This window comes from Tepidibacillus fermentans, assembly GCF_004342885.1.
GTDB classification, from domain to species: domain Bacteria; phylum Bacillota; class Bacilli; order Tepidibacillales; family Tepidibacillaceae; genus Tepidibacillus; species Tepidibacillus fermentans.
The window spans coordinates 13,845-35,968 of sequence record NZ_SMAB01000021.1 but is presented as its reverse complement, the minus strand read 5'-3'; the positions used below and the strand labels follow the sequence as shown (position 1 = coordinate 35,968).

Sequence of the window (22,124 nt, the reverse complement as noted above, 5' to 3'; positions counted from 1 at the left end):
CTAAATAAGATAAGAATCTTAGAAAATGATGAGCAAAAAAAGACAAATCCCAACTCAAATGAAGCATTTGAGTTGGGGTTTGTCGACAGTCTGAGAAAGCCAGACAATTCTGGCTTTCTTTTGTTGATGAGCCCTTTTTTAATTTTGAAGGTGATCCCTTCAAACCTAAGGTCATCTCCACTTGTGAGCGCTATACGGAGTAACCATAAATTCTTCAGGAAATATAAACCAGAAGATTACGATCAATGTTAAGATAAAGAGAAGAAGGTGCCTTAGACTTGTTGATAACATGGGAATTGCTCCTTCCATACCTTGAGATATGACCGTCTTGTTATTAATTTATGAAGGATTAACCACTTCGTCTCATGATAGATACCCATTTTTGAAAAATGGGCGGTAAAAAAAGCCTGACCTATAAGGATCAAGCCCATCAAAGAATTAAAATATATAGAGTTATAGTTGAGCAAGTAATTGACGAAAATGTTTTGTTCTTGATTCATTATCTATGATCATGTTCGATCCTACTTGAAAGGTCGCTGCTGTAGATAAACCATTGATTTTAACATGGTTTACTTTAATAAATGGGGTCTTATTTTCTATATTGATATCCACATTTTCCCAAATAATCGGCTGAGGAAGTGGACGTGAAAAAAGAGAATACTTGGTAAACTCTCCTTCTTTATCATCGAAATATAAATATTCCCAACCTTTGTGAATGGCTAATACGCGAGAACGTGGTTTTAGTACTTGGGTATCACCAATCAAAATCACAGAATTAAAAAGGATAAGCTCAATATGAATCGAATTTACGACAGATGTTCGTACCAATCAACTCACCTCGTACCTATAAACGTACAAGCGGTAAGAAGGTTACAGCTTCAGGTGGGGTATCATAGATCGAAGAGGCTGTAATATAATGGGTGTCGCCAATAAGAAAGACAGCTGAACTGGTAATCCCTATAACTTTAATATTTCCAACAAATAGATTATGGTTAATCACATGAAATTTCATTTTTCTTCGCCCCCATTATGAAAAAAATGAACAAAGAAATTTTGAATCCCATTTTGAATATCGCGCTTTATTTTTTCAATAACCTTTTGTTGAACTTGATTTTTATCATCATTCTGGTCCACAAATTGATTGAGATAAAGGCGAATTCGGTCGTCAATCTGTTTTTTTATATCTTCAATCAGTAAATGGCGATAATTTTCATCTTTTAAGTGAAATTGATTTTTTTCTTCCAACGATTTGAGATCATTATAAATATCATTTTCGAGATAGTGAAAGATCGAATCGCGAATTTTGTTAAATAATGGATGTTCTGACTTCGTTGCAGTGGGAACGTCTTCACGATGTTGATCTTGAAGAGAAAGATCTTCAATCGTACCAGAACCATTTGGCGACATGCCGATAATTAACGTTCCTTCTAACCGTTCTACTTTTAATTGGTCAAATTTATACTCAATTTTTCCGACAGAAAGATTTTGATTATTTTTTATTTGATCGATCTCTGTTTGTAGTTGCTGTATGGTTTCCTCCATCATACGAATATGTTGATTTTGCATCTTGATATAATGATGGAGTTGACGAATATACTTATCGAATTGTGGAGTTAGATACATACTTCATTCTCCTTTCAAGTCTGGATTGAGGGAAGGTGGAGTAGGACCTAAAGGAATCTGTGGTTTTCTAGGAGAAGGGATTGGCCCAGTAAACCCGCCGGTATTATAGATATTGGATAATGGTTTAATTACTCCAGCACTTCCAATTTGAAATACAGAGGAGTTTCCAATACTTTGAATCCGAATCTGATGGATCATAATATTTTGATGCACATAAATATTCATGTTTCTCACCTTTTTATTTATTAAGAGCTAAAGGAATGTTCCGCTTCAAGTAAGTCCGAGTCATTCGTATTTGTTGAACTTAATCCATTATTGTTATTTAAGAAATCACCCGTATTAAACGACCCTGAACCAGCATAGCTTTTTGATGTAGATTTGGGGGAAATGTAGATGGCATCACCAACGTTAACGACTCCGCCGCTTCCAATACTATTAATTTTGATTCCGCCCACGATAGAAGGCATAGAACAATCATCCTTCCTTCTTTTAATAATGTATTATATGGCCATAAAAGCCCAGATGTTCTTTTTTGAGACAATTTTATTCCTCTTCACGTACGTCGAGTTAAGAGACTGCATAAATTATAGAAGAGTCGTGCCAAGGAGGAATGGAAAGATGCCATTTAATCCCTTCGATTTTGTCAATACGAATGCATCTCTATTTGAAAATGAATGGGAGAATTATCGAAGTTTTTTTGAGAAATTTTTTAATCTAAACGAAAAAAACGCTACACAAACAAGGACAATCCCTATCGATTTGTATCAAAGGCAACATGATCTCCTATTGGTTCTTGAAATTCCTGGGTTAAAAGATGAAAAAGATATTCAGTTAAAGGTTGTGGGTCAGACGCTAATCGTTGAAGGGGAAATCAATCGTAGTTATATACCACAAGAAGGAGAAATTGTAAAATCAGAAAGGAAGGTTGGAAAATTCTCTCGAAAAGTGACGATTCCAGTCGCTTTTGATAGTAAAAAGATTCATGCTAGATACCAAAATGGTTTATTGGAAATTCGAATTCCCATCATCAAATCGAATAACTATGATAAAATAATGGTTCGTTTTACCGATCGATAAGAGCAGTATTTTCTGTCAACTTCTCTTTTGATATGATATAATCGAAAAAAATATGATCAAAGGGGTAAAATATGAAGGTTTTATTTGCCATTTTTATAGGATATTTTATTGGAGCGATCCCAACGGCTTTAATTGTTGGCCGAAATAAGAATATCGATATCCGAAAACATGGTAGTGGAAATATTGGTGGAACCAATACGTTTCGTGTTCTTGGTAAAAAAGCAGGTTACTTTGTTACGATTGTCGATATATTAAAGGGGATCATTCCTACACTTATTGGTTTAGGAGTGGGTGGAGAAGTTACAGGTGTTTTAGCGGGTATTACTGCTAGTATTGGACATTCTTATTCTCTTTTTGCTGGATTCAAAGGGGGAAAAAGTGTGGCGACAAGCACAGGAGTCATGCTGGTGTTAAATCCCCTATCCATTCTTTATGGTGCCATCGTATTTGTTATTGTACTCTTTACCACGAAATTCGTTTCTCTATCTTCGATGTTGGCGGCGATCACTGTAGGAGTTACCGTGTCATTTATGAATGTAGATATTTCGGTCAAATTGGCTGCTATTTTCTTTGCTGTTTTCATTCTTTATCGTCATCGCTCCAATATCGAACGACTATTGAAAGGTACAGAAAACAAAGCCTTTCAAAAAAAGAGGCCTGAATAATCGTCGACAATGTGAGTTCGACCTTTACTTTCTCTGATTTCTGACCTCTGACTTCCGACTTCTGTAACGAGAGGAGATTTGATTTGAAATATTCTGGACAACTATTAGAGTTACAGCATGAATATAAAGAACCGATTGAATATTATTTGCAGCTTGGGGATGGAAAAATCCCTTTAAACCCATACTTAGGACATACCATAAAAATTATCAATCTTCATGAGATTCATTGTATTTATTGTGGTAGAAAGGTGAAAAAAACCTACAATAACGGTTATTGTTATCCTTGTTTTATCAAGTTGCCCCAAAATGACTTATGCATTGTGAAACCCAACCTCTGTCATTATGATCAAGGAACATGCCGAGATTCGGAATTTGGCGATCAGCACTGTATGGTTCCCCATTATGTCTATCTTGCATTAAGTAGTGATGTAAAAGTTGGGCTTACACGAAAGACGAATGCCTTCAAAAGATGGGTGGATCAGGGTGCCATTCAGTCGATTCCGATTGCAGAATTACCCACAAGGAAAATGGCTGGGGAACTCGAATATTTCTTATCTCAACATCTCCCTGATAAAACTAACTGGCGAAAAATGTTAAAAGAGGAGATTGCAGACAAAGATATAAGAAAAATCCGAGAAGAGATTCTTGCCTTGATTCCAGAAGAATATCAATCTTATTTACTTGATGTGGATCAGATCCAAGAATTTATCTACCCTATTGAAGGTACCGTGAAAAATGTGACAGCAATCAATTTGGACAAGCAGTCCGTTTATGAAGGTAAATTAGTAGGGATGAAAGGTCAATATCTTATTTTTGATTCAGGGGTATTCAATATCAAAAAGTATGCAGGCTATCAGGTAGAAATTGAAATCATAGAGTCCACGAAATAGGACAAGAAAGTAAAAAGTAGGTGATCGAATGGCATGGTTTGATTCCTTTGCCAAAGATTATGATCAATGGTATGAGTCGAATTTAGGTCGTTTTGTCGATCGAGTAGAGAAAAAGCTCATCGAAGAAATGGCAAAGCCAGAAAAAAATGAACAAGTACTCGATATGGGAGCAGGAACAGGAACCTATAGTCTCTGGTTAGCAAAAAAAGGATTGCAAGTGACAGCTGTAGACCAATCGAAAGAGATGTTAAAGATCGCTCAGGACAAGGCAGAAAAGGAAGGCTTGAACATCGAGTGGCAGATTGGTGATGCTCACCAGTTGCCTTTTAAAGATGGAACGTTTGATTTAGTTGTCTCTGTTACTGCGGTTGAATTCATGGATCATCCGAAGAAAGCTCTTCGAGAAGCAATGAGAGTACTCAAACCAAATGGACGACTTGTTATCGGGGTTCTAACAAAAGAAAGCTCTTGGGGTGAACTTTATACACAAAAAGCAGAAGAAGATCCAAACAATCTATTTGCAAAAGCACATCTTTATCGAGAAGAGGAAATTGAAACCCTTCTTCCGTACTCTTTTCAATTGAAGAAGGGATTATATTTACCTCCTGTAATGCAATTTGATGAAAAAGAAGCAGAAAAAATAGAACGGGAGAGGCAAGGAAAACAAGAAAAGGGAGCAGGTTTTTTTGTAATCCGTTGGGATAAGGAGAATTCAAAATGATCTCATGTCAACTTGCACTTTATCCATTAGCAACGAAGCAGTTCGAATCAGTGATTACAAAAGCTCTTCAGGCCATCAAGCCGTTGGAATCTCAGGGATTAACCATTGAAGTCGGTTCGATGAGTACAGTGATCAAGGGAAATGATGATCTAGTATGGGAAGCAGTACGGACTTTATTTGAAGAGTCCATAAAAGAAGGACATCAGATAGTTTTGAATGCGACACTTTCCAATGAATGTGGTTGTGATCTATAGACTTTTCAACAAACGGCTAAATATGGGAATTTAGTCGTTTGTTTTTTTGCAATATGCATTTTACTCCTGATTGGGATGAAATTACTGAGAAGAGAAAGTGCAAAAGAATAAGGATCGCTTTAATTAGAAGGAACCATATTGTCGGTTTCTTTTTTTTCTTCATGAAATGTGTTCATTCGGAAACTAATTCGAATTCCCACTAATACCAAGACAAATGTTACAAGAATGATGCCGTTCCAACCAAAAGGTGACCAAACATAGCCAAGTAGTGTGCCTCCCATACTTCCTCCCATATAGTAAGAGAGTAGGTATAATGAAGAGGCTCCAGCTTTTGCATGAGAAGCATGAAGACTGACCCAACTGCTTGAAGCGGAATGAACAAAGAAAAAACCAAATACAACAAAAATTAAACCTGTCATGATCATAAATAACGGTTTCAGACCCATAAATAAAATACCAACCAAAATAATGAGCAATCCATAAAAGATCCTCCGAGGAATTGACAAAACCTGATCCAATCTTCCTGATAATGTCGAGCTAAATGTTCCTGCTAGATAAGATATATATAACAATCCGATTACAGTTGTTGAAAGGAAATAAGGACTTTGGTGTAAGTAATATCCAAGATAATTAAATAGTCCAAGAAAAATGAAATAAATAATTCCAGCAACATAATACGCTTGACGTAGGATTGGGTTTTTCCAATGGTGTATCATCTCACGAATACCTATTTTCAAAGAAAAATGATGAGTTTGAAAATGTTGACTTTTTGGAAGTAACACTAAAAAAAGAAAGAAAAAGAGTAGTCCGAATATCCCCATAATTAGAAATGAATACTGCCATCCCCAATGATCAGCAATAAATCCACTCACAATCCGCCCACCCATACCACCAATACTATTTCCACTAATATAGATACCGATTGCAATTCCAATTGCGTTCTTGTCAAACTCTTCTCCAATATATGCATAGGCAATTGCTGGTAAACTGGCTAAAAAAATTCCCTGAAATGTCCGAAGAATAAGTAGAGTAGTAAAATTAGGTGAGAAAAAAATCAAGATCGACATGAAGGATGAGCCAAATAAGCCGATTGACATGATATTTTTACGCCCCATAGCATCAGAAATGGGGCCGAATAGGAGCAAAAAGATACTAAGAGTCAACGTAACCAGTGAAACAGTTAGACTAGCGGTTGCTGGTGATACATGAAAATCTTCTGAAAAAAGCGGGAGAAGTGGCTGAACCATGTGAAGGTTTGAAAAGATTAAAAAAGAGCCAATACTTAAAGCAACTGTGGCTTTCCAAAATTCCTTTGTGTTTTTGGATATATAATTTTGCTGGTTCACGGTTTACTCATCTCCTTTAAGGTTATTATAAATGAGTGGAAACTTTAGGTAAATGATATTCCAAAAATTCCGTTAGTTAATTATAACGATAAGGGAGCGACAAAATGATATGGAATTAGTGATTGAAAAAGTTAAAGAATACATAAAGAAGCATATGATGGATGAATCGTCGGGACATGATTATTGGCATGTGATGAGAGTATACCATAATGCTCAATTATTGATGAGGGAAGAGAAGGCGAATGTAAATGCGAATGTCGTACAACTTGCAGCACTTTTACATGACATCGGAGATTATAAAATAACTGGCTCGGATGATACACAAATAGGAATTCCTAAAGCGATATTAGAAGAACTAAATGTAGACTCGAATATCATTAAACAAGTTCTACAAATTATCGGTGAAATTAGCTTCCATCAACAAACCGAAAAGTTAAGTTCTTTAGAATCTCAAATTGTACAAGATGCTGATCGTCTTGATGCGATTGGTGCAATAGGAATTGCTAGAGCATTTGCCTATGGAGGAGCAAAAGGTCGGCAAATCTGGAATCCAGAAGAACCTCCAAAATTAAAAATGTCAAAAGAGGAATATATGAGGAACAAAGGGAATAGCATCAACCATTTTTACGAAAAGCTTTTGCTGTTAAAAGATAGGATGAATACGGATGCAGGTAAGAAGATTGCTAAAGAAAGACATCGATTTATGGAAATCTATTTAGAACAATTTTTCTTGGAGTGGAATGGTGAGAGATAGAGGGGATTCAACTACTAGTATGCGAAGAATAGTGTAAATGATGACACTTTGTTCATTTACAGGCTTGTACGAATCATAGAAAATAAAAGCAATGAAATACTAACAATGGAGGGATGAAAAATGATTAAAATATATTATTATAACAAATGTGGAACATCAAGAAAAGCGAAGAAGTTCTTTGATGAGAACAGAATTCCATATGAGATTGTCCAAATTATTGAAGAACCACCAACAAAAGCAGAATTAAAAGAAATGGTGCAAAAAAGTGGAGTTAATATTAAGAAATTCTTTAATACAAGTGGTGGTTCGTATCGTGAATTGGGTATGAAGGATAAGATCAAATCATTAAGCGAGGATGAACTGCTCGATATTTTAGCTTCAGATGGTAAGATCATTAAACGACCATTAATAACCAATGGGGAAGTTACCACAGTAGGATGGAATGATGGAATTGCTGAAACTTGGTTAAAGTTCAAGGAATAAGTGAATCAGCCCATAGCATACAAATCCATTCTCTAAGAAATCTTAACAAATTTATTGTGATATGTTGTGATATAATATTATAAAAAATTCCAAAGTGGTGATGATAAATGTTCGGAAGAAGTGTAAAAAATACCACCATTTCAGATCGTCCTTGGAAAAACAACTCCGTGCGGTTAGATTGTAAAGAGGAAAGTGTTGTTCGTAAGCTCCAGTTGTTAAATATCTCAGAAGAAACACTAAAAATTATGCGAGAACAAAAACAGTTGTTTGAAGAAAATGTAGATCGAATCGTTAAATCTTTTTATGATAAGATATATGCGATACAACATTTAAAAAATATAATAGATAAACATAGCACAATCGAACGCTTAATGCTTACGCAAAAGAGGTACCTATTAAGTTTAACAGATGGAGTAATCGATCAAAATTATGTAGAAAATAGAAGGATTATCGGTAAGGTTCACGATCGGATCCGTTTACAGCCAGAGTGGTTTTTTGGCGCTTATCAAGTGATGTATCGATCCATTTTTCCGCTATTAGTGAAAAAATATGAAAATTATCCTGATTTGGCAGAAGTGCTTTTAGCTTTTACCAATCTTACTACTTTTGATATACAGTTAGTAGAAGAGACTTATATTGAATCCTACACTTCAAAAATGTTACAAATGGATGAGATTCACAAAATTGAACAAGAATTAACGGCAACAGGACATACGATGGTAGCAAACGCCGAAGAAACGAGTTCTTCTGTACAAGAGATGGCAAATGTATCGATCGGGATTGCAGAAGCTTCTTCTTTGGCAACGGATCATGCGAAGAAGGTGCAGGAAGTAGCACAGCAAGGGGCTGAAACTGTTTACCTAACACAAGAAAAAATGAATGATATTGTGAATAAGATGACAGAATTACAAAATAAAGCTCAAGAGATTCATGCTGGTTCGGAGAAGATCGGTGAAATCATATCTTTAATCCATGGAATTGCCAAACAAACAAATATTTTAGCATTAAACGCTTCGATTGAATCAGCAAGAGCTGGTGAACATGGTAGAGGATTTGCAGTAGTGGCGAATGAGGTTAAAAATTTAGCAGGAAGGACACAAAAAGCATTAGAGGATATTACGAATTTAATTCTTTTATCGCAACAAAGCGTACAAGCAATGTTAGAAGTCGTTGCATCTACAAATGAAACAGTCCTTTTGGGTAATCAACAAATGCAAAAATTACAAGAAGAATTAAAAGAGATGGTAACCGGAATTGATTCCAATTTACAACAAATTAGTACCATTAACCAGCAAGTAGAACAATTTACCGCCATGAGTGAAGAATTAGCGAGTGCAAGTCAAGAAGTAGCAGAATTGGCCGGGAATTTGAACGATTTAAGTGAATCTTTAGCTAAAAAAATACAAGATACAGAACATAATAGGGTAGAACCGATTCAATGGACAGCGAATTTGGAAGTTGGAGTACCAGAAATAGATCGACAACATAAAGAATTAGTAGATCGTTTAAACCGTTTTATCATTGCCTTTAATAATGGAGAAGAAAAAGAAGAAGTCGGAAATCTTTTAAAATTTCTAGAGAACTATATTATCGAACATTTTCAAGATGAAGAGGCTTTGCAACGAAAATATAACTATCCAGATTATGATCAACATAAAAAAATACATGATCAGTTCATCAAAACAGTGCAAAATTATAGAGAACAATTTGATAAAGAAGGAGTAAATACTGGTTTTGTAATTAAAATGCAAAAAACGTTAATGGATTGGTTATTAAATCATATAAGTAAAGTGGACAGTTTAGTTGGGCATTATATACGTGATGTTCGTGGGAAATAAGCGTATGCACAGGGTGGCTGCTTAGTCACTCTGTTTTATTACTTTGTTAACCAAAACAACTTCTAAACTTTCAGTTTTTAAGCTACGATATTTGTATGTATTTACCTATTTATTATTTTTCACTATTATGATAGAATGAAATAAAATATCAGAAAATTTAGCAAATTTTCTGATATTTAAAAAAATAAGGAGGGAACAAAAGATGAGTAACTTTTGTTGCGGTGCAAGTAAAATTGGTGGAATTGGGACGATTCACCAAGACGGAATTACCATAAATCAAGTTCCCATCCTCTACTGTCCAGTCTGTCATGATGTTGAAATTCATCCTAAAGTAAAAGAGAACATCGACGTGGTGATAAAAATCGCCCAATCAGAAGGTTCCAAACGAGTTAACTTTGAAAGCTATATGAAGGAAATTCGTGACGAGCATTTTTTTGAAGATTGTTCCACAGTAAATCGCGGGGATATTCATGAAGTCATCCAATCACAAATCGATATTTCGTTGGGACTATTATCATTTGCTAGGGATATTGGCGATATAGAATGGCAAGAACAATTAAAGAATCGATTGTCAAGATTAAGTCAACAACGAGATCTTACAACGAATAAATAAGGATCCTCCCTATAGGAGGATTTTTTTTGAATAGAAAAAGGTGTATACTTCAAAATGAGGAGATTATACTTTAATGGAGGAACAGCATGACTAGAGAAGAGTTTATTGATGAAGTTCTAGGATTGATTAAAGAGATCGAGGATGATCATAGCGAGACGACCTTTTTAGTAGGATATATTAACGAACAAATGTTAACGTCAGATTTCGAGGTACCATTAGAAGAGCTGATGGCCATTCTTCGGGAATATAAGCCTCATATTTATCTTCATATGAAAATTACATCTAGTGGTGATTTTCGAAAATTGTTAAACACAGAAATGACAGCAGAAGAAGCACTGAAACGCTTAGGAAAAGAAACATTTTAGACTTCTTAACCTATAATTGGAAGCAATAGCTCTCTTATAAGATCTGAAATGGCTTGTATGTTCTAACACTGCTCTAATACCTCGCAGCTTATAGAACATACAAGCCTATTTTATTATATTGGGTATAACCTGTCTATTCCCCTTTTCCCGTGATTAAGGTATAGTGGGAAGAAGACCCCCATAAAGAATTGATCTAGTTACGAAAGATATAGTGCGAGGTGTAAATAGTGATATTTCGTCGTTTCTTTAATCAACGAGATCAAGCACAAGTTAAAACGAATAATAGAGAACAAAACTTAGAAGAGATTGTCGCTTTGATCCAATCGGGAGACCATGTATTACGTAACCAGATCATCAAAGAATACCAACCCTTTATTATCAAGACAAGTTCAAAGGTTTGTAAGAGATATATCGATCCCAATCAGGATGATGAGTATAGCATTGCATTATCTGCTTTTAATGAAGCGATTGATTTTTTTCAGCCGGAACAAAATCGCTCATTCTTAACTTTTGCAGATACCGTGATCAAACGAAGACTGATCGATTATATTCGAAGAGAAAGTAAGTATCTGAATCAGATTCCGATGACGATGTTTGACATACCTGACGAAGAAGAACATGTTATCAACTTTGTCGAAGTGAAGCAATCGATTGATGTTTATCATCAGCAACAACAAAGAGAGGAACGAAAGGAAGAGATTATTCGTTACACGAAAGAAATCGCCAAATATGGCATTACGTTATCTGATTTGGTCAAGTTTTCACCAAAGCATCAAGATACAAGGGAAAATCTTTTTCAAATTGCGGATATATTAGCAAATGATCAAGAATTAGTGGGCTTTTTGCTGGAAACGAAAACCTTACCTATTAAAGGTCTATTGTCTAAAGTGGCTGTAAGCCGTAAAACGCTTGAACGCAATCGCAAGTATTTAATCGCATTAGCCATCATTAAAATTTATGATTTTCATCATTTAAAGGCGTATTTACAAGTTGACCGAGAAAAGAGGGTAGGAAAATGAAAAAAAGTGGTATTGTGATGGAAATTCTCGCAAATGGCAAAGCAATTGTTTTAACCAAAGATGGAGAATTTCTTTCTGTTGTTCCCCACACAAGGGTAGAGATTGGGGAAGAAACCACATTTACTTTACCAAGGGAAAAAAGGTTCTTATCCTTATCCAAACGAAATATGCGCTGGATTAGGAGTATAGCTGCTGTGTTTCTTCTATTGCTCGTTGGCGCACCTGGATTTTGGAACAGTTTGTCTGAAGAAGTTGCTGCGTATGTCTCTCTTGATATTAATCCAAGTATTGATCTTAGCGTTAGTCAAAGTGGTAAAGTTTTAGAGGTAAAAGCGTTAAATGCAGATGGACAATCAATCATTCAAACCATTGGAGAATCGATAAAAAAACGACCGATCGATGAAGCGACGGCAATGATTTTTGCTGAGGCACACAGGCAAGGGTATTTGCAGCCAAAAGGGGAAGTTTTGATTTCTGTCACCAATATAGGAGAAAATCAGGTATCAGAACAAGAGATGAAAAATAGAATCAAACAATCGATGGCAAAACAAGAAAATGAGATTAAAGATGTCTCAATTATCACATTAGCTACATCAACCAAAATTAGAGAAGAGGCACAAAAAAATGGCTTATCTACTGGGAAATATGCTTTTTATATTTTAGCCAATAATCAGGGATATTCGATCTCCCTTGAGCAAATAAGAGATCATTCCATTTATGAAATGATACAAAAAGAACCAAAGTTAAAGAAGATGATAACAAGGACGATTACTTCAGAGGAATTAGATCGGGAATTCGAGTACTTTCAACAACCAGCGTTGAAAACAATTGATCATCAAGAGAAAACGGAAAAGCAACCACATTCAAGTAAACAGACTGATCTTCAAAAAGTTCAATCACAACCAAAAAAATCAGAAGATAAGCAAGAAGGTCCAAAAGGGTCAATAATAAATTCAAAGCAACAAAAAGAAAAAACAAACAAAAATGAAAATGAACATCAGAAGGAATTGATCAATAAACAAATAGAAATAAAAGTTTCAACGATCATCGATAAGGATGAAGAAACAAAACCTGCGATTCAAAAAGATCATAATGAAGTAGAAGAAAATGAGGTAAAACATAATAGGGATGATTTGGATAAGGAAGATGGGGAATAGAAATGAAATTGAAATGTATTCGAATGAGTACATTTCTTTTTTTTATGCAATGTAAAAAAATTTTCATGAAAGCGACTTCTGAAAAGAAAAAATTTTAGTATAATGAACATAGAATGACACTACTTAGGAGGATCTCATGGAACAAAGATATGTAATGGGGCTAGACATTGGCACAACAAGTACAAAAGCAACAATTTTTACGTTGGAAGGACATCTTATATCTTCTGAATCAATCGAATACCCCATTTTTCATCCAAAAGCAGATTGGGCTGAGCAAGATCCAGATGTGATCTATCAAGCAGTTTTGGATACTATTCGTGGGTCGATTTTAAAGGGGAAAATTAAAAGTTCAGAATTAATAGGGATTGGGATCAGTTCTGCAATGCATAGTCTGATTGCAATTGATCAGTATGGGAATCCTTTGACCAACAGCATTATTTGGGCAGATAACCGCAGTGTGGATTATGTAAAACAATTGAAAGAAGAATGGAATGGCCATGAAATCTATTTGCGAACAGGAACCCCGATTCATCCTATGTCTCCTTTAAGTAAATTGATTTGGATGAGAGAGGAGCAACCAGCTCTTTTTAAAAAAGCAGCAAAATGGATATCAATTAAAGAATACATCATGTGGAAATGGTTTTCGGAGTACGTTGTCGATTATTCGATCGCCTCAACAACTGGACTTTTTCATTTAAAATCTTTGGATTGGGATCAAGAAGTGCTAAATCTTATTGGAATAACTAAGGACCAACTTTCTATACCTGTTCCCACTACGACTATTTATCAGGGGATGAATACAGAAGCTGCTAATTATATGGGTATCCCAAAAGATCTTCCCATTATCATTGGTGCTAGTGATGGAGTCTTAGCAAACTTAGGGGTAGGGGCCATCGAACCTGGAGAATTGGCGGTAACGATTGGTACCAGTGGAGCAATTCGTACAGTCGTTGATAAACCGATTACAGATAAAAAAGAAAGAACGTTTTGCTATGCTTTGATTGATAATCATTGGGTGATTGGCGGGCCTATTAATAATGGTGGAATTGCCTTGCGCTGGTTTCGTGATCAATTTGCTGCTAAAGAAGTGAAGGAAGCGATTGAATTAGGCAAAAATGCATACGATCTCATGATCGAAGAAGCAGACAAGGTGCCTGCCGGAGCGAATGGATTAATATTTTTACCTTATTTGTCAGGTGAAAGAGCTCCTTACTGGGATGCGAATACACGAGGGGTTTTCTTTGGTATTTCATTAATACATAAACGGGAACATTTCATTCGTGCCGTTTTAGAAGGGATCGCATTTGCAGTTTATAGTGTAGGTGAAGCACTAATTGAAAGATCAATTTGCAATGATTGCCAATTATCAACGAAAAATGGGGTGATGCCAAATGCAAAAGAACGAAAAACAAATACCAGTTTTGGCAAAAATTCGGTCTCTATCATCGTTTTTGTCTCCAAAAGAAAAAGAAATAGCAGATTTTATCGTCAATCACCCAAAAGAAATTATCCATATGTCGATCACCGAATTTGCGGATCAAATTCATGTGGCTGAGGCAACCGTATTTAGGTTTTGTAAACGACTAGGTTATCGAGGTTACCAATCTTTTAAGATTGCGTTAGCTAGTGAAATAGTGGAACCAATTCAAAATATACATGAAGAGATTCATCCAGAAGATGAAATTTTAACATTAGCGAATAAAGTATTTACGAGTAATATTGAAGCGATGAAAGACACGCTGCAATTATTTGATCCGGAAGTTTTACAAGCGGTGGTTGATACGTTAAGTACGGCTAAGAAAATCGACTTTTATGGTTCGGGTGGCTCAGCTCCTATTGCAATGGATGCTGCCCATAAATTTATACGAACAGGTATTTACAGCAATGCTTATAGCGATGGACATCAACAGATTATGTCTGCATCACTACTTGGTCCTAGAGATGTGGCAATTGGTATTTCCCATAGTGGAAGTAATAAGGATGTGATCGAAGCAATACGATTGGCGAAAAAAAATGGAGCAACGACAATTGGATTAACCAATTATTTCAAATCTCCACTATCCAATGAGGTCACTTATGTTCTGTATACTACTGCAAGGGAGACTGTCTTTCGTTCTGAAGCTTTAACATCACGCCTTGTTCAGTTAGCTTTGATTGATGTCTTATATGTTGCCGTATCACTACGAAGGCAAGAGGAAACTCTTAAAAACTTACAAAAAATTCGCGAGGCCATTGCAACCAAACGCTATTAAAAGTGAGTAAAAGAATAAACATTTAAAGGAGTGAATATAGTTGAAACTTGGAATGGTTGGACTAGGAAAAATGGGTTTTAATCTAGTATTAAATTTATTGGATTATGGTCATGATGTCGTCGTTTTTGATGTAAATGAAGAAAGAATGGAACTCATTGGAAAAGAAGGGGCAATGATTGCAAAAGATTATCAAGATATGGTGCAAAAACTAGATTCACCACGGATCATTTGGCTCATGATTCCTGCTGGGGCACTTGTCGATCAAGTCATTGAACAGTTTGTTCCTCATTTAAGTCAAGGTGATATTTTAATTGATGGGGGGAATTCCAATTATAAAGATACCTTGAGAAGAGCAAAGCAACTGAAAGAAAAAGGAATTCACTTTGTCGATGTTGGAACAAGTGGTGGAATGGAAGGGGCACGCAAAGGTGCTTGTCTAATGATTGGGGGAGATCAAGAAGTATTTCATAGAATTGAACCTATTTTTAAAGATATCTCTGTAGAAAATGGTTATCTTTATACAGGTGAAGTAGGTAGTGGCCATTTTCTAAAAATGGTCCATAATGGTATCGAATATGGAATGATGCAGGCCATCGCAGAAGGGTTTGAAATTCTCGAAAAAAGTCCTTTTGAATATGACTATCAAGAAGTTTCAAGAGTATGGAATCATGGATCTGTGATACGCGGTTGGTTAATGGAATTGATGGAACATGCATTTAGCAAAGAACCAAAATTAGAAAGTATTAAAGGAGTCATGCATTCATCTGGAGAAGGAAAATGGACAGTAGAAACAGCTCTTGATTTGCAAACTGCAGCTCCAGTCATTGCTTTGTCATTGATGATGCGTTATCGTTCATTAGAAGAAGATACTTTTGCTGGGAAAGTCGTTGCAGCATTGCGAAATGAATTTGGTGGCCATGCTGTAGAGAAGAAAGAATAAAAGAAAAGGTTTAAAAAATATATATTTTATCTATAATGGCTGATCCTTTACTATTGGGTCAGCTATTTTTTACAGAAAATAGAATCTTTAAAATTTAAAAAAATTATGTTGATAAGCGTTTACATTTTCCTTATAATGAAATCAAGAACTACTAAACCGATTTAGTAAATCGATTTAGTAAATCGGTTTAGATTAAATGGTTTTTAAGAGGAGTTATTATATGAAAAGAGTAACGATGGCTGATGTTGCAAAAATGGCCAAAGTTTCTAAAAGTACTGTATCACAATACCTAAATAAACGGTATGAGTACATGGCGCCTGAAACTAGAAAACGAATAGAGGAAGCCATCCGTGTTCTAGGATACCAACCTAATATTGTAGCTAGAAGTCTTAAACAAAAAAGGACTTCTACAATTGGTGTAATCGTCGCAAATATTTTACACACCTTTTCCACGCAGATCATTCGCTCTATCGAAGATACATGTAGAGAGCATGACATACATGTTATCGTATGTAATGCTGATGATGACCCGGCAAAAGAGGCTAATTATATAAAAATGTTAAGAGCGAAACAAGTTGATGGATTAATTGTTTTTCCAACAGGAGGAAACATAGATCTATATCAAGCAATGATACAAGAAAGATACCCAATCGTTTTTGTTGACCGAATTGTTGAACAAGTAAATGTAGATTCAGTTCTATTAAATAATGAAAGGGCTTCATATCTAGCTGTTGAACATTTTGTAAAAAAAGGTCATCAAAGAATTGGTATGATTACGACTTCATTAATTCGAAATATAACGCCCCGGGTAGAAAGAATAAAAGGTTTTATTACAGCTTTGAAAGCTCATAATCTACCTGTGAATCATGAATATATTAAGGGTTTAGAAGTCGCAAAAATAAAAGACGGTTTGTCAGAAATGTTTCGTCTCAAGGAACCTCCAACTGCATTATTAGTAGGGAACGATTTAGTTCTAATGGAGGTATTAAACTATGTAAAAGAAAACAGTTTAATAATACCTCAAGATTTGGCCATTATTGGTATCGATGAAGTTCCATTTGCAAATATATTTGATCCACCCTTAACAACAATCTCACAACCTACTTTTGAAATGGGGAAAAAAGCGGCACAGCTTCTATTAGAAAAAATAGAAGATCAAGAAAGATCAATAGAAGTAAAAATCCATCGTTTTGAGCCAAAACTTATCATTCGAAGTTCCTGTTAATTTAAAAGTAAATAGAAAAGAAAGAGGGGAATTAGAATATGGATGTGATTACAATTGGCGATGGAATGATCACATTTAATCCCGTAACTACGGGACCAATGAGATTTGTTGAAAAATATATAAAAAAAGTAGGTGGTGCTGAATTAAATTTTGCCATTGGTTGTGCAAGGTTGGGGCTTAAAACGGGTTGGATTAGTCGTTTAGGTAATGATGAATTTGGTCGTTATATCTACAATTATGTTCGTGGCGAGGGGATAGATGTTTCCCAAGTAAAATTAGTAGATGGTTACCCAACGTCTTTAAATTTTAAAGAAATCATGGAAGATGGTAGTGGTCGTACTTTTTATTATCGTAACGATTCTCCAACCTTTACACTTACTCCAGAGCAATTAGATGAAGATTATATTAAGCAAGCTAAACTTTTACATGTAACTGGAGTTTTTCCGGCAATCGGGGGGCAAAATTTTCAAGTCATTATGAAAGCAATTACTTTAGCGAAACAAAATGGCTTACTTATCTCTTTTGATCCTAATATCCGATTAAAACTTTGGAGTAAAGAAAAGGCAAAGGAATCATTACTACAATTTCTTCCCTATGTTGATATTGTTTTAACAGGAGAAGAAGAGGCTGATATTTTATTGGGAGAAACAGATCATAAGCAAGTGATAAAGAAATTTAAATCATTTGGGGCAAAGTACGTTGTAATTAAACAGGGTGAAAAAGGATCTATAGGTTCTTATCTTGATGAATATTTTGAAGCCGAAGCCATTAAACCGCGTAAAGTTGTTGATACTGTCGGTGCAGGAGATGGATTTGATGCAGGTTTTATCTATGGAGTTTTAAATGGATGGGATTTAAACCGCTCTCTTCGTTTTGCAAATGCAATTGGTGCAATGGTTGTAAGTGTATCTGGTGATAATGAAGGTCTCCCTTATTATGAAGATGTTTTAGCATTCTTAGGGGAAAAGGAAGTTGTTGAAAGATGAAGATTCAGCTGGCTTTAGACCGGCTAACAAAAGAGCAATGTTTTGATATAGTTCGGCGAACAAGCGACTACATAGATTGGATAGAAGTTGGTACAGGAGTCATTAAAGAATACGGAATGTCGATTGTACGCAAGATGAGAGAAGCCTATCCCCAAAAAACAATTGTGGCTGATATGAAAACGTGTGATGCTGGGAAATATGAAGCCATGCAAGCTTTTGAAGCAGGTGCAGATATTACGACAATAATGGCATTTTCTTCAGATAAAACCATTCAAGATGCATTGGATATTGCGAAAAGGTTTAATAAAAGAATCATGATCGATCTACTGGGGGTGAAAGACAAAAAGAGAATACAAGAGTTAAAAGCTTTAGGAGTCGATTTAGTTTCCTTACATATAGGAAAGGATATGCAAGAAACTATCTCTTTTGAAAAAGATAGATTTCAATTAGTTGAAGGTTTATCAGGTATAGAGATCGCAGTAGCAGGTGGTTTAGATCTTAAAAACATACCCATGATTATAAAGAATAATCGCCCTAATATTTTGATTGTTGGAAGCGCAATCACTAAGGCAGAGCGTCCAAATGAAATCGCTTCAAAAATTAAGGAGTTGATTCAATAAATGATAAAGGAAATCCTTGAAACCATTATAGGCGAAATGAAAAATGTCCTATCAAAAATAAATGAAGAAGAAGCGATGACTTTTATATCGCAAATTGATCAAGCTAAACGCATTTTCATTTATGGTGAAGGACGCTCAGGATTGATGGCAAAGGCATTTGCAATGAGGCTTATGCATAGTGGTTATCAAGTCTATGTGGTTGGTGAGACAATTACACCAAGTATTGAGAAAGAAGACTTATTAGTTGCAATTTCCGGGTCTGGAGAAACGGATACCATCTATCAATTTGTTCAAAAACTAAAAAAGATCGGTGGAAAGGTTGGACTTGTTACAACAAATCAAGATTCAAAGATTGCTAGAATTAGTGATTATATTTTGAAGGTACCTGCTGCAACAAAATATCGCAAACCTGAAGAACCAGATACGATTCAACCACTTGGTAATCAGTTTGATCAGGCTGTTCATCTTCTCTTAGATGCTTTGATTATATATAAAATTCAAAATAAAATACAAATCAATGAAGAAATGCGAAAACGTCATGCAAACTTAGAATAAATTTAATTTTTAGATTCATGTATACAAAAGAATGAAAGGGTGTATGAAAGAATGGCAGATGTAATTGTTTCCTATGAAGAATTGAAGAATCTTGTTGTTAAGAAATTAAGTAATGCTGGTATTCCTAATGAACACGCAGGTATTGTAGCTGATGTCCTTGTTCACGCAAATCTGCGTGGAGTAAATTCACACGGTGTCTTAAGAACAGAACATTATGTAAAAAGAATCAATGAGGGGGGGATTAATCCAAATCCAAAATTTACTGTGAAAGAAACAGGACCTTCAGCAGCAATATTTGATGGAGACGACGGAATGGGCCATGTCGTAGCTAAAGAAGCAATGGAATATGCAATCAACATGGCAAAGAAAAATGGAGTTGGCATGGTAGGGGTTATTAATAGTAGCCACTGCGGTGCATTGTCTTATTATGTTCAACAGGCCGCTCAAGAAAATATAATAGGAATTGCAATGACACATACGGACAAAGTGGTTGTTCCTTTTGGTGGAGCAAAACCCTTTTTTGGAACAAATCCAATTGCCTTTGGTTTCCCAGCTAAAGAGAACAAACCTATTATTTTAGATATGGCAACCAGCAATGTGGCTTTTGGAAAGATTTTGCATGCAAGAGAAGTTGGGCAATCCATTCCAGCAGATTGGGGAGTAGATGAAGACGGTAAGCCAACAACGGATCCAGAAAAAGTAAGTGCACTATTACCATTTGCTGGGCCTAAAGGATATGGATTAGCAATGGTTGTAGATATCTTTTCTGGCATTCTTGTAGGGGCAGCTTTTGGCCCACACATTACCCCAATGTACGGAGAATATAACAAAATGCGTAAGCTAGGACACTTTGTCGCTGCCATTAATCCTGCAGTATTTACGAACTTAGAATCATTCTTAAGCAATATGGATCAAATGATTAATGAAATTCATGCATCCCAACCGGCAGAAGGATTTACTCGAGTAATGGTGCCTGGTGAACCAGAACAACGAAATGAAGAAGAAAGATTGAAAAACGGAATACCTATCCCTGAATCTATCTACAATTATTTAATTCAAAACTAATTTTAATTAGGGTGACTTACTATGGACGTAGTAACAGTTGGAGAAACAATGGTTCTTATGACCCCAGATTCTAGTGGACCAATGAGATATGCAAATGAATTTATGCGGAAGTTTGCTGGAGCTGAATCCAATTTGGCTATCGGATTAGCTAGATTAGGCCATCAAGTCGGTTGGATTAGCCGAGTAGGGAAAGATGAATTCGGTAAAGCAATGGTTTCATTTATTAGAGGAGAAGGAGTTGATGTGAGCCAAGTAAAGGTTGATGATTCTGCTCCTACAGGGCTTTATTTCAAAGAATTCAGAAGAGCGAATGATCTTAGAGTCTATTATTATCGGAAAAATTCGGCGGCAAGTAAGCTAAGCCCGGTTGATTTGAATGAGGAATACATCGCAAGTGCTAAATTCCTTCATATCACAGGTATTACACCTGCATTGAGTGATAGTTGCTACGAAATGATATTTTCAGCAATAGAAATGGCTAAAAAACATTCCGTGAAGGTGGTGTTTGATCCGAATTTAAGAAGAAAACTATGGGACGAAGGAAAAGCGAGAGAAACTTTTCTAAAAATCGCTTCTCAAGCAGATATTGTCCTTCCTGGTCTTGATGAAGGCGAGTTTATGTTTGGTGAAAAAGACGTAGAAAAGCTAGGGAAGTTATTTATTGAACATGGTTCTGCTATTGTTGTGATCAAAACAGGTGCAGATGGAGCTTTTTACTTTACAAATGATGATCATAGATTTGTTCCTGGTTTTCCTGTTGCAAAAGTAGTTGACCCCGTTGGCGCAGGAGATGGTTTTGCTGCAGGATTTATTTCTGGTTTACTAGATGAACTAAGCCTATATGAAGCAGTGAAAAGAGGAAATGCATTAGGAGCTTTTGCAGTGACAGTGAATGGGGACGTTGAGGGTTTACCTGATAGAGACGAGTTGTTCACATTTTTCAATGAAAAAAGTAACGATGTAAGCAGATAGGGGTGAAATAATATGAAGCTACTACAAGAAATTATGGAAAATGGGGTCGTTGCAATTATTCGAGGCGCAAAACCCGAAAATATTCTACAAATAGCTAAGGCTTTAAAAGATGGAGGAATAAAAACTCTAGAGATAACTGTAGAAACTCCAAAAGTATTAACATTAATTGAAAAAGTTTCAGATGAATTTGGAGATGATCTAATCGTTGGTGCAGGAACTGTTCTTGATCCTGAAACAGCAAGAGTAGCAATTATGTCGGGGGCTAAATTTATCTTTTCACCAACAGTCAATGTGGAAACGATTCAAATGGCAAAACGCTATGGAGTCATTAGTATACCAGGTGCATTAACTCCGACAGAGATAATTACCGCTTACGAACATGGAGCGGACATCATCAAAGTATTTCCAGCAAACGTTTTTGGACCAAAGTATTTAAAAGATATCCATGGTCCATTACCACATATTCCTTTAATGCCAACTGGTGGATTAGATTTAACCAACGTAGCAGATTACATTAAAGCAGGTGGAGTAGCCGTTGGTATTGGAAGTTCTTTAGTAAACACCAAGAAAATGATAGATGAAACTTACTTGAAAGAATTAGAGTCAAACGCTTCAAAATTTGTTTTAGCGGTAAGAAAAGCAAGAGAAAAATAAAAAAACATTACTTGAAGAAATCAAACTTGAAAGGAGGGATCCTAACAAGA

The 22,124-nt window shown here is 35.7% G+C and carries 28 protein-coding genes and 1 pseudogene; 23 read left to right on the top strand and 6 right to left on the bottom strand.

Annotated features, from left to right (window positions below):
* Positions 1-252: hypothetical protein (locus tag EDD72_RS12740; RefSeq protein ID WP_207893699.1), on the top strand; the 252-nt coding region annotated here is incomplete at its 5' end.
* 201 nt (positions 253-453) lie between these two features.
* Here EDD72_RS12740 and EDD72_RS10905 read toward each other — a convergent pair.
* From EDD72_RS10905 to EDD72_RS10885, 5 genes are read right to left on the bottom strand one after another with little or no spacing between them, the layout of a single operon-like run.
* Positions 454-828, bottom strand: a complete 375-nt coding sequence (locus EDD72_RS10905) for a spore germination protein GerPE (RefSeq protein ID WP_132770219.1) — start codon at positions 826-828, stop codon at positions 454-456.
* Between the two features lie 16 nt (positions 829-844).
* The gene (locus EDD72_RS10900; RefSeq protein ID WP_132770217.1) at positions 845-1,012 is read right to left on the bottom strand and encodes a spore gernimation protein GerPD; all 168 of its coding nucleotides are present in this window, start codon (positions 1,010-1,012) and stop codon (positions 845-847) included.
* Complete coding sequence (gerPC, locus tag EDD72_RS10895) at positions 1,009-1,623, bottom strand: spore germination protein GerPC (protein ID WP_132770215.1); 615 nt, start codon at positions 1,621-1,623, stop codon at positions 1,009-1,011. The genes EDD72_RS10900 and gerPC overlap by 4 nt, the downstream gene beginning before the upstream one ends.
* A gap of 3 nt (positions 1,624-1,626) precedes the next feature.
* A complete protein-coding gene (locus EDD72_RS10890) occupies positions 1,627-1,848 on the bottom strand; it encodes a spore germination protein GerPB (RefSeq protein WP_132770213.1) in 222 nt (73 codons plus the stop codon).
* A gap of 20 nt (positions 1,849-1,868) precedes the next feature.
* Positions 1,869-2,090: a spore germination protein gene (locus tag EDD72_RS10885; RefSeq protein WP_132770211.1), complete on the bottom strand. Its 222-nt coding sequence runs from the start codon at positions 2,088-2,090 to the stop codon at positions 1,869-1,871.
* Between the two features lie 151 nt (positions 2,091-2,241).
* Here EDD72_RS10885 and EDD72_RS10880 point away from each other — a divergent pair, with 151 nt between their 5' ends.
* From EDD72_RS10880 to EDD72_RS10860, 5 genes are all read left to right on the top strand, one after another.
* Positions 2,242-2,700, top strand: coding sequence for an Hsp20/alpha crystallin family protein (locus EDD72_RS10880; protein ID WP_165895064.1), 459 nt, complete (start codon positions 2,242-2,244; stop codon positions 2,698-2,700).
* Between the two features lie 71 nt (positions 2,701-2,771).
* Entirely contained in the window at positions 2,772-3,365 is a 594-nt protein-coding gene (gene plsY / locus EDD72_RS10875; RefSeq protein ID WP_132770207.1) for a glycerol-3-phosphate 1-O-acyltransferase PlsY, read from the top strand.
* An 83-nt stretch (positions 3,366-3,448) separates the two neighbouring features.
* Positions 3,449-4,255 carry a DUF2797 domain-containing protein gene (locus EDD72_RS10870; protein ID WP_132770205.1) on the top strand — a complete coding sequence of 269 codons (807 nt, stop codon included), beginning with the start codon at positions 3,449-3,451 and terminating at the stop codon, positions 4,253-4,255.
* A 28-nt stretch (positions 4,256-4,283) separates the two neighbouring features.
* Positions 4,284-4,976 carry a class I SAM-dependent methyltransferase gene (locus EDD72_RS10865; RefSeq protein WP_132770203.1) on the top strand — a complete coding sequence of 231 codons (693 nt, stop codon included), beginning with the start codon at positions 4,284-4,286 and terminating at the stop codon, positions 4,974-4,976.
* Positions 4,973-5,230: a YkoF family thiamine/hydroxymethylpyrimidine-binding protein gene (locus tag EDD72_RS10860; RefSeq protein WP_132770201.1), complete on the top strand. Its 258-nt coding sequence runs from the start codon at positions 4,973-4,975 to the stop codon at positions 5,228-5,230. The genes EDD72_RS10865 and EDD72_RS10860 overlap by 4 nt, the downstream gene beginning before the upstream one ends.
* Before the next feature lie 119 nt (positions 5,231-5,349).
* On the opposite strand, the gene EDD72_RS10855 is transcribed toward EDD72_RS10860, so the two are convergent.
* The gene (locus tag EDD72_RS10855) at positions 5,350-6,576 is read right to left on the bottom strand and encodes an MFS transporter (protein WP_132770199.1); all 1,227 of its coding nucleotides are present in this window, start codon (positions 6,574-6,576) and stop codon (positions 5,350-5,352) included.
* Between the two features lie 109 nt (positions 6,577-6,685).
* On the opposite strand from EDD72_RS10855, the gene EDD72_RS10850 reads away from it, so the two are divergent.
* From EDD72_RS10850 to EDD72_RS10770, 17 genes and pseudogenes are all read left to right on the top strand, one after another.
* Positions 6,686-7,330: an HD domain-containing protein gene (locus EDD72_RS10850; RefSeq protein WP_132770197.1), complete on the top strand. Its 645-nt coding sequence runs from the start codon at positions 6,686-6,688 to the stop codon at positions 7,328-7,330.
* Between the two features lie 120 nt (positions 7,331-7,450).
* Positions 7,451-7,813, top strand: coding sequence for an arsenate reductase family protein (locus EDD72_RS10845; protein ID WP_132770195.1), 363 nt, complete (start codon positions 7,451-7,453; stop codon positions 7,811-7,813).
* 107 nt (positions 7,814-7,920) lie between these two features.
* A complete protein-coding gene (locus EDD72_RS10840; RefSeq protein ID WP_132770193.1) occupies positions 7,921-9,651 on the top strand; it encodes a bacteriohemerythrin in 1,731 nt (576 codons plus the stop codon).
* 202 nt (positions 9,652-9,853) lie between these two features.
* Positions 9,854-10,264: a hypothetical protein gene (locus EDD72_RS10835; protein ID WP_132770191.1), complete on the top strand. Its 411-nt coding sequence runs from the start codon at positions 9,854-9,856 to the stop codon at positions 10,262-10,264.
* Between the two features lie 86 nt (positions 10,265-10,350).
* Positions 10,351-10,629: a hypothetical protein gene (locus EDD72_RS10830; protein WP_132770189.1), complete on the top strand. Its 279-nt coding sequence runs from the start codon at positions 10,351-10,353 to the stop codon at positions 10,627-10,629.
* Between the two features lie 227 nt (positions 10,630-10,856).
* Positions 10,857-11,648 carry an RNA polymerase sigma-I factor gene (sigI, locus tag EDD72_RS10825; RefSeq protein ID WP_243643828.1) on the top strand — a complete coding sequence of 264 codons (792 nt, stop codon included), beginning with the start codon at positions 10,857-10,859 and terminating at the stop codon, positions 11,646-11,648.
* On the top strand, positions 11,645-12,805 hold the full coding sequence (locus EDD72_RS10820) for an anti-sigma factor domain-containing protein (RefSeq protein ID WP_132770187.1): 1,161 nt from the start codon (positions 11,645-11,647) through the stop codon (positions 12,803-12,805). The genes sigI and EDD72_RS10820 overlap by 4 nt, the downstream gene beginning before the upstream one ends.
* A 136-nt stretch (positions 12,806-12,941) precedes the next feature.
* A pseudogene (locus EDD72_RS10815) lies at positions 12,942-14,150 on the top strand (gluconokinase); the annotation flags it as partial.
* Between the two features lie 46 nt (positions 14,151-14,196).
* The gene (locus EDD72_RS10810; RefSeq protein ID WP_132770185.1) at positions 14,197-15,057 is read left to right on the top strand and encodes a MurR/RpiR family transcriptional regulator; all 861 of its coding nucleotides are present in this window, start codon (positions 14,197-14,199) and stop codon (positions 15,055-15,057) included.
* Positions 15,058-15,097: 40 nt separating this feature from the next.
* Positions 15,098-15,997, top strand: a complete 900-nt coding sequence (gene gnd / locus EDD72_RS10805) for a phosphogluconate dehydrogenase (NAD(+)-dependent, decarboxylating) (RefSeq protein WP_132770183.1) — start codon at positions 15,098-15,100, stop codon at positions 15,995-15,997.
* Between the two features lie 220 nt (positions 15,998-16,217).
* On the top strand, positions 16,218-17,222 hold the full coding sequence (locus EDD72_RS10800; RefSeq protein ID WP_132770181.1) for a LacI family DNA-binding transcriptional regulator: 1,005 nt from the start codon (positions 16,218-16,220) through the stop codon (positions 17,220-17,222).
* A gap of 38 nt (positions 17,223-17,260) precedes the next feature.
* Positions 17,261-18,208, top strand: a complete 948-nt coding sequence (locus EDD72_RS10795) for a sugar kinase (protein ID WP_132770179.1) — start codon at positions 17,261-17,263, stop codon at positions 18,206-18,208.
* Entirely contained in the window at positions 18,205-18,828 is a 624-nt protein-coding gene (gene hxlA / locus EDD72_RS10790) for a 3-hexulose-6-phosphate synthase (RefSeq protein ID WP_132770177.1), read from the top strand. The genes EDD72_RS10795 and hxlA overlap by 4 nt, the downstream gene beginning before the upstream one ends.
* Positions 18,829-19,383, top strand: a complete 555-nt coding sequence (gene hxlB / locus EDD72_RS10785; protein ID WP_341539474.1) for a 6-phospho-3-hexuloisomerase — start codon at positions 18,829-18,831, stop codon at positions 19,381-19,383.
* Between the two features lie 51 nt (positions 19,384-19,434).
* On the top strand, positions 19,435-20,448 hold the full coding sequence (gene allD / locus EDD72_RS10780; RefSeq protein WP_132770175.1) for an ureidoglycolate dehydrogenase: 1,014 nt from the start codon (positions 19,435-19,437) through the stop codon (positions 20,446-20,448).
* Positions 20,449-20,469: 21 nt separating this feature from the next.
* The gene (locus tag EDD72_RS10775; protein ID WP_132770173.1) at positions 20,470-21,420 is read left to right on the top strand and encodes a sugar kinase; all 951 of its coding nucleotides are present in this window, start codon (positions 20,470-20,472) and stop codon (positions 21,418-21,420) included.
* 12 nt (positions 21,421-21,432) lie between these two features.
* A complete protein-coding gene (locus tag EDD72_RS10770) occupies positions 21,433-22,074 on the top strand; it encodes a bifunctional 4-hydroxy-2-oxoglutarate aldolase/2-dehydro-3-deoxy-phosphogluconate aldolase (RefSeq protein ID WP_132770171.1) in 642 nt (213 codons plus the stop codon).
* The last annotated feature ends 50 nt before the right edge of the window (positions 22,075-22,124 follow it).

Bases quoted from the DNA above. Each gene is read 5' to 3' on its own strand.
- EDD72_RS10900 (WP_132770217.1), bottom strand. From the start codon at position 1,012: ATGAAATTTCATGTGATTAACCATAATCTATTTGTTGGAAATATTAAA.
- gerPC (WP_132770215.1), bottom strand. From the start codon at position 1,623: ATGTATCTAACTCCACAATTCGATAAGTATATTCGTCAACTCCATCAT.
- EDD72_RS10890 (WP_132770213.1), bottom strand. From the start codon at position 1,848: ATGAATATTTATGTGCATCAAAATATTATGATCCATCAGATTCGGATT.
- EDD72_RS10885 (WP_132770211.1), bottom strand. From the start codon at position 2,090: ATGCCTTCTATCGTGGGCGGAATCAAAATTAATAGTATTGGAAGCGGC.
- EDD72_RS10880 (WP_165895064.1), top strand. From the start codon at position 2,242: ATGCCATTTAATCCCTTCGATTTTGTCAATACGAATGCATCTCTATTT.
- plsY (WP_132770207.1), top strand. From the start codon at position 2,772: ATGAAGGTTTTATTTGCCATTTTTATAGGATATTTTATTGGAGCGATC.
- EDD72_RS10865 (WP_132770203.1), top strand. From the start codon at position 4,284: ATGGCATGGTTTGATTCCTTTGCCAAAGATTATGATCAATGGTATGAG.
- EDD72_RS10860 (WP_132770201.1), top strand. From the start codon at position 4,973: ATGATCTCATGTCAACTTGCACTTTATCCATTAGCAACGAAGCAGTTC.
- EDD72_RS10850 (WP_132770197.1), top strand. From the start codon at position 6,686: ATGGAATTAGTGATTGAAAAAGTTAAAGAATACATAAAGAAGCATATG.
- EDD72_RS10845 (WP_132770195.1), top strand. From the start codon at position 7,451: ATGATTAAAATATATTATTATAACAAATGTGGAACATCAAGAAAAGCG.
- EDD72_RS10840 (WP_132770193.1), top strand. From the start codon at position 7,921: ATGTTCGGAAGAAGTGTAAAAAATACCACCATTTCAGATCGTCCTTGG.
- EDD72_RS10835 (WP_132770191.1), top strand. From the start codon at position 9,854: ATGAGTAACTTTTGTTGCGGTGCAAGTAAAATTGGTGGAATTGGGACG.
- EDD72_RS10830 (WP_132770189.1), top strand. From the start codon at position 10,351: ATGACTAGAGAAGAGTTTATTGATGAAGTTCTAGGATTGATTAAAGAG.
- EDD72_RS10820 (WP_132770187.1), top strand. From the start codon at position 11,645: ATGAAAAAAAGTGGTATTGTGATGGAAATTCTCGCAAATGGCAAAGCA.
- EDD72_RS10810 (WP_132770185.1), top strand. From the start codon at position 14,197: ATGCAAAAGAACGAAAAACAAATACCAGTTTTGGCAAAAATTCGGTCT.
- EDD72_RS10800 (WP_132770181.1), top strand. From the start codon at position 16,218: ATGAAAAGAGTAACGATGGCTGATGTTGCAAAAATGGCCAAAGTTTCT.
- EDD72_RS10795 (WP_132770179.1), top strand. From the start codon at position 17,261: ATGGATGTGATTACAATTGGCGATGGAATGATCACATTTAATCCCGTA.
- hxlA (WP_132770177.1), top strand. From the start codon at position 18,205: ATGAAGATTCAGCTGGCTTTAGACCGGCTAACAAAAGAGCAATGTTTT.
- hxlB (WP_341539474.1), top strand. From the start codon at position 18,829: ATGATAAAGGAAATCCTTGAAACCATTATAGGCGAAATGAAAAATGTC.
- allD (WP_132770175.1), top strand. From the start codon at position 19,435: ATGGCAGATGTAATTGTTTCCTATGAAGAATTGAAGAATCTTGTTGTT.
- EDD72_RS10775 (WP_132770173.1), top strand. From the start codon at position 20,470: ATGGACGTAGTAACAGTTGGAGAAACAATGGTTCTTATGACCCCAGAT.
- EDD72_RS10770 (WP_132770171.1), top strand. From the start codon at position 21,433: ATGAAGCTACTACAAGAAATTATGGAAAATGGGGTCGTTGCAATTATT.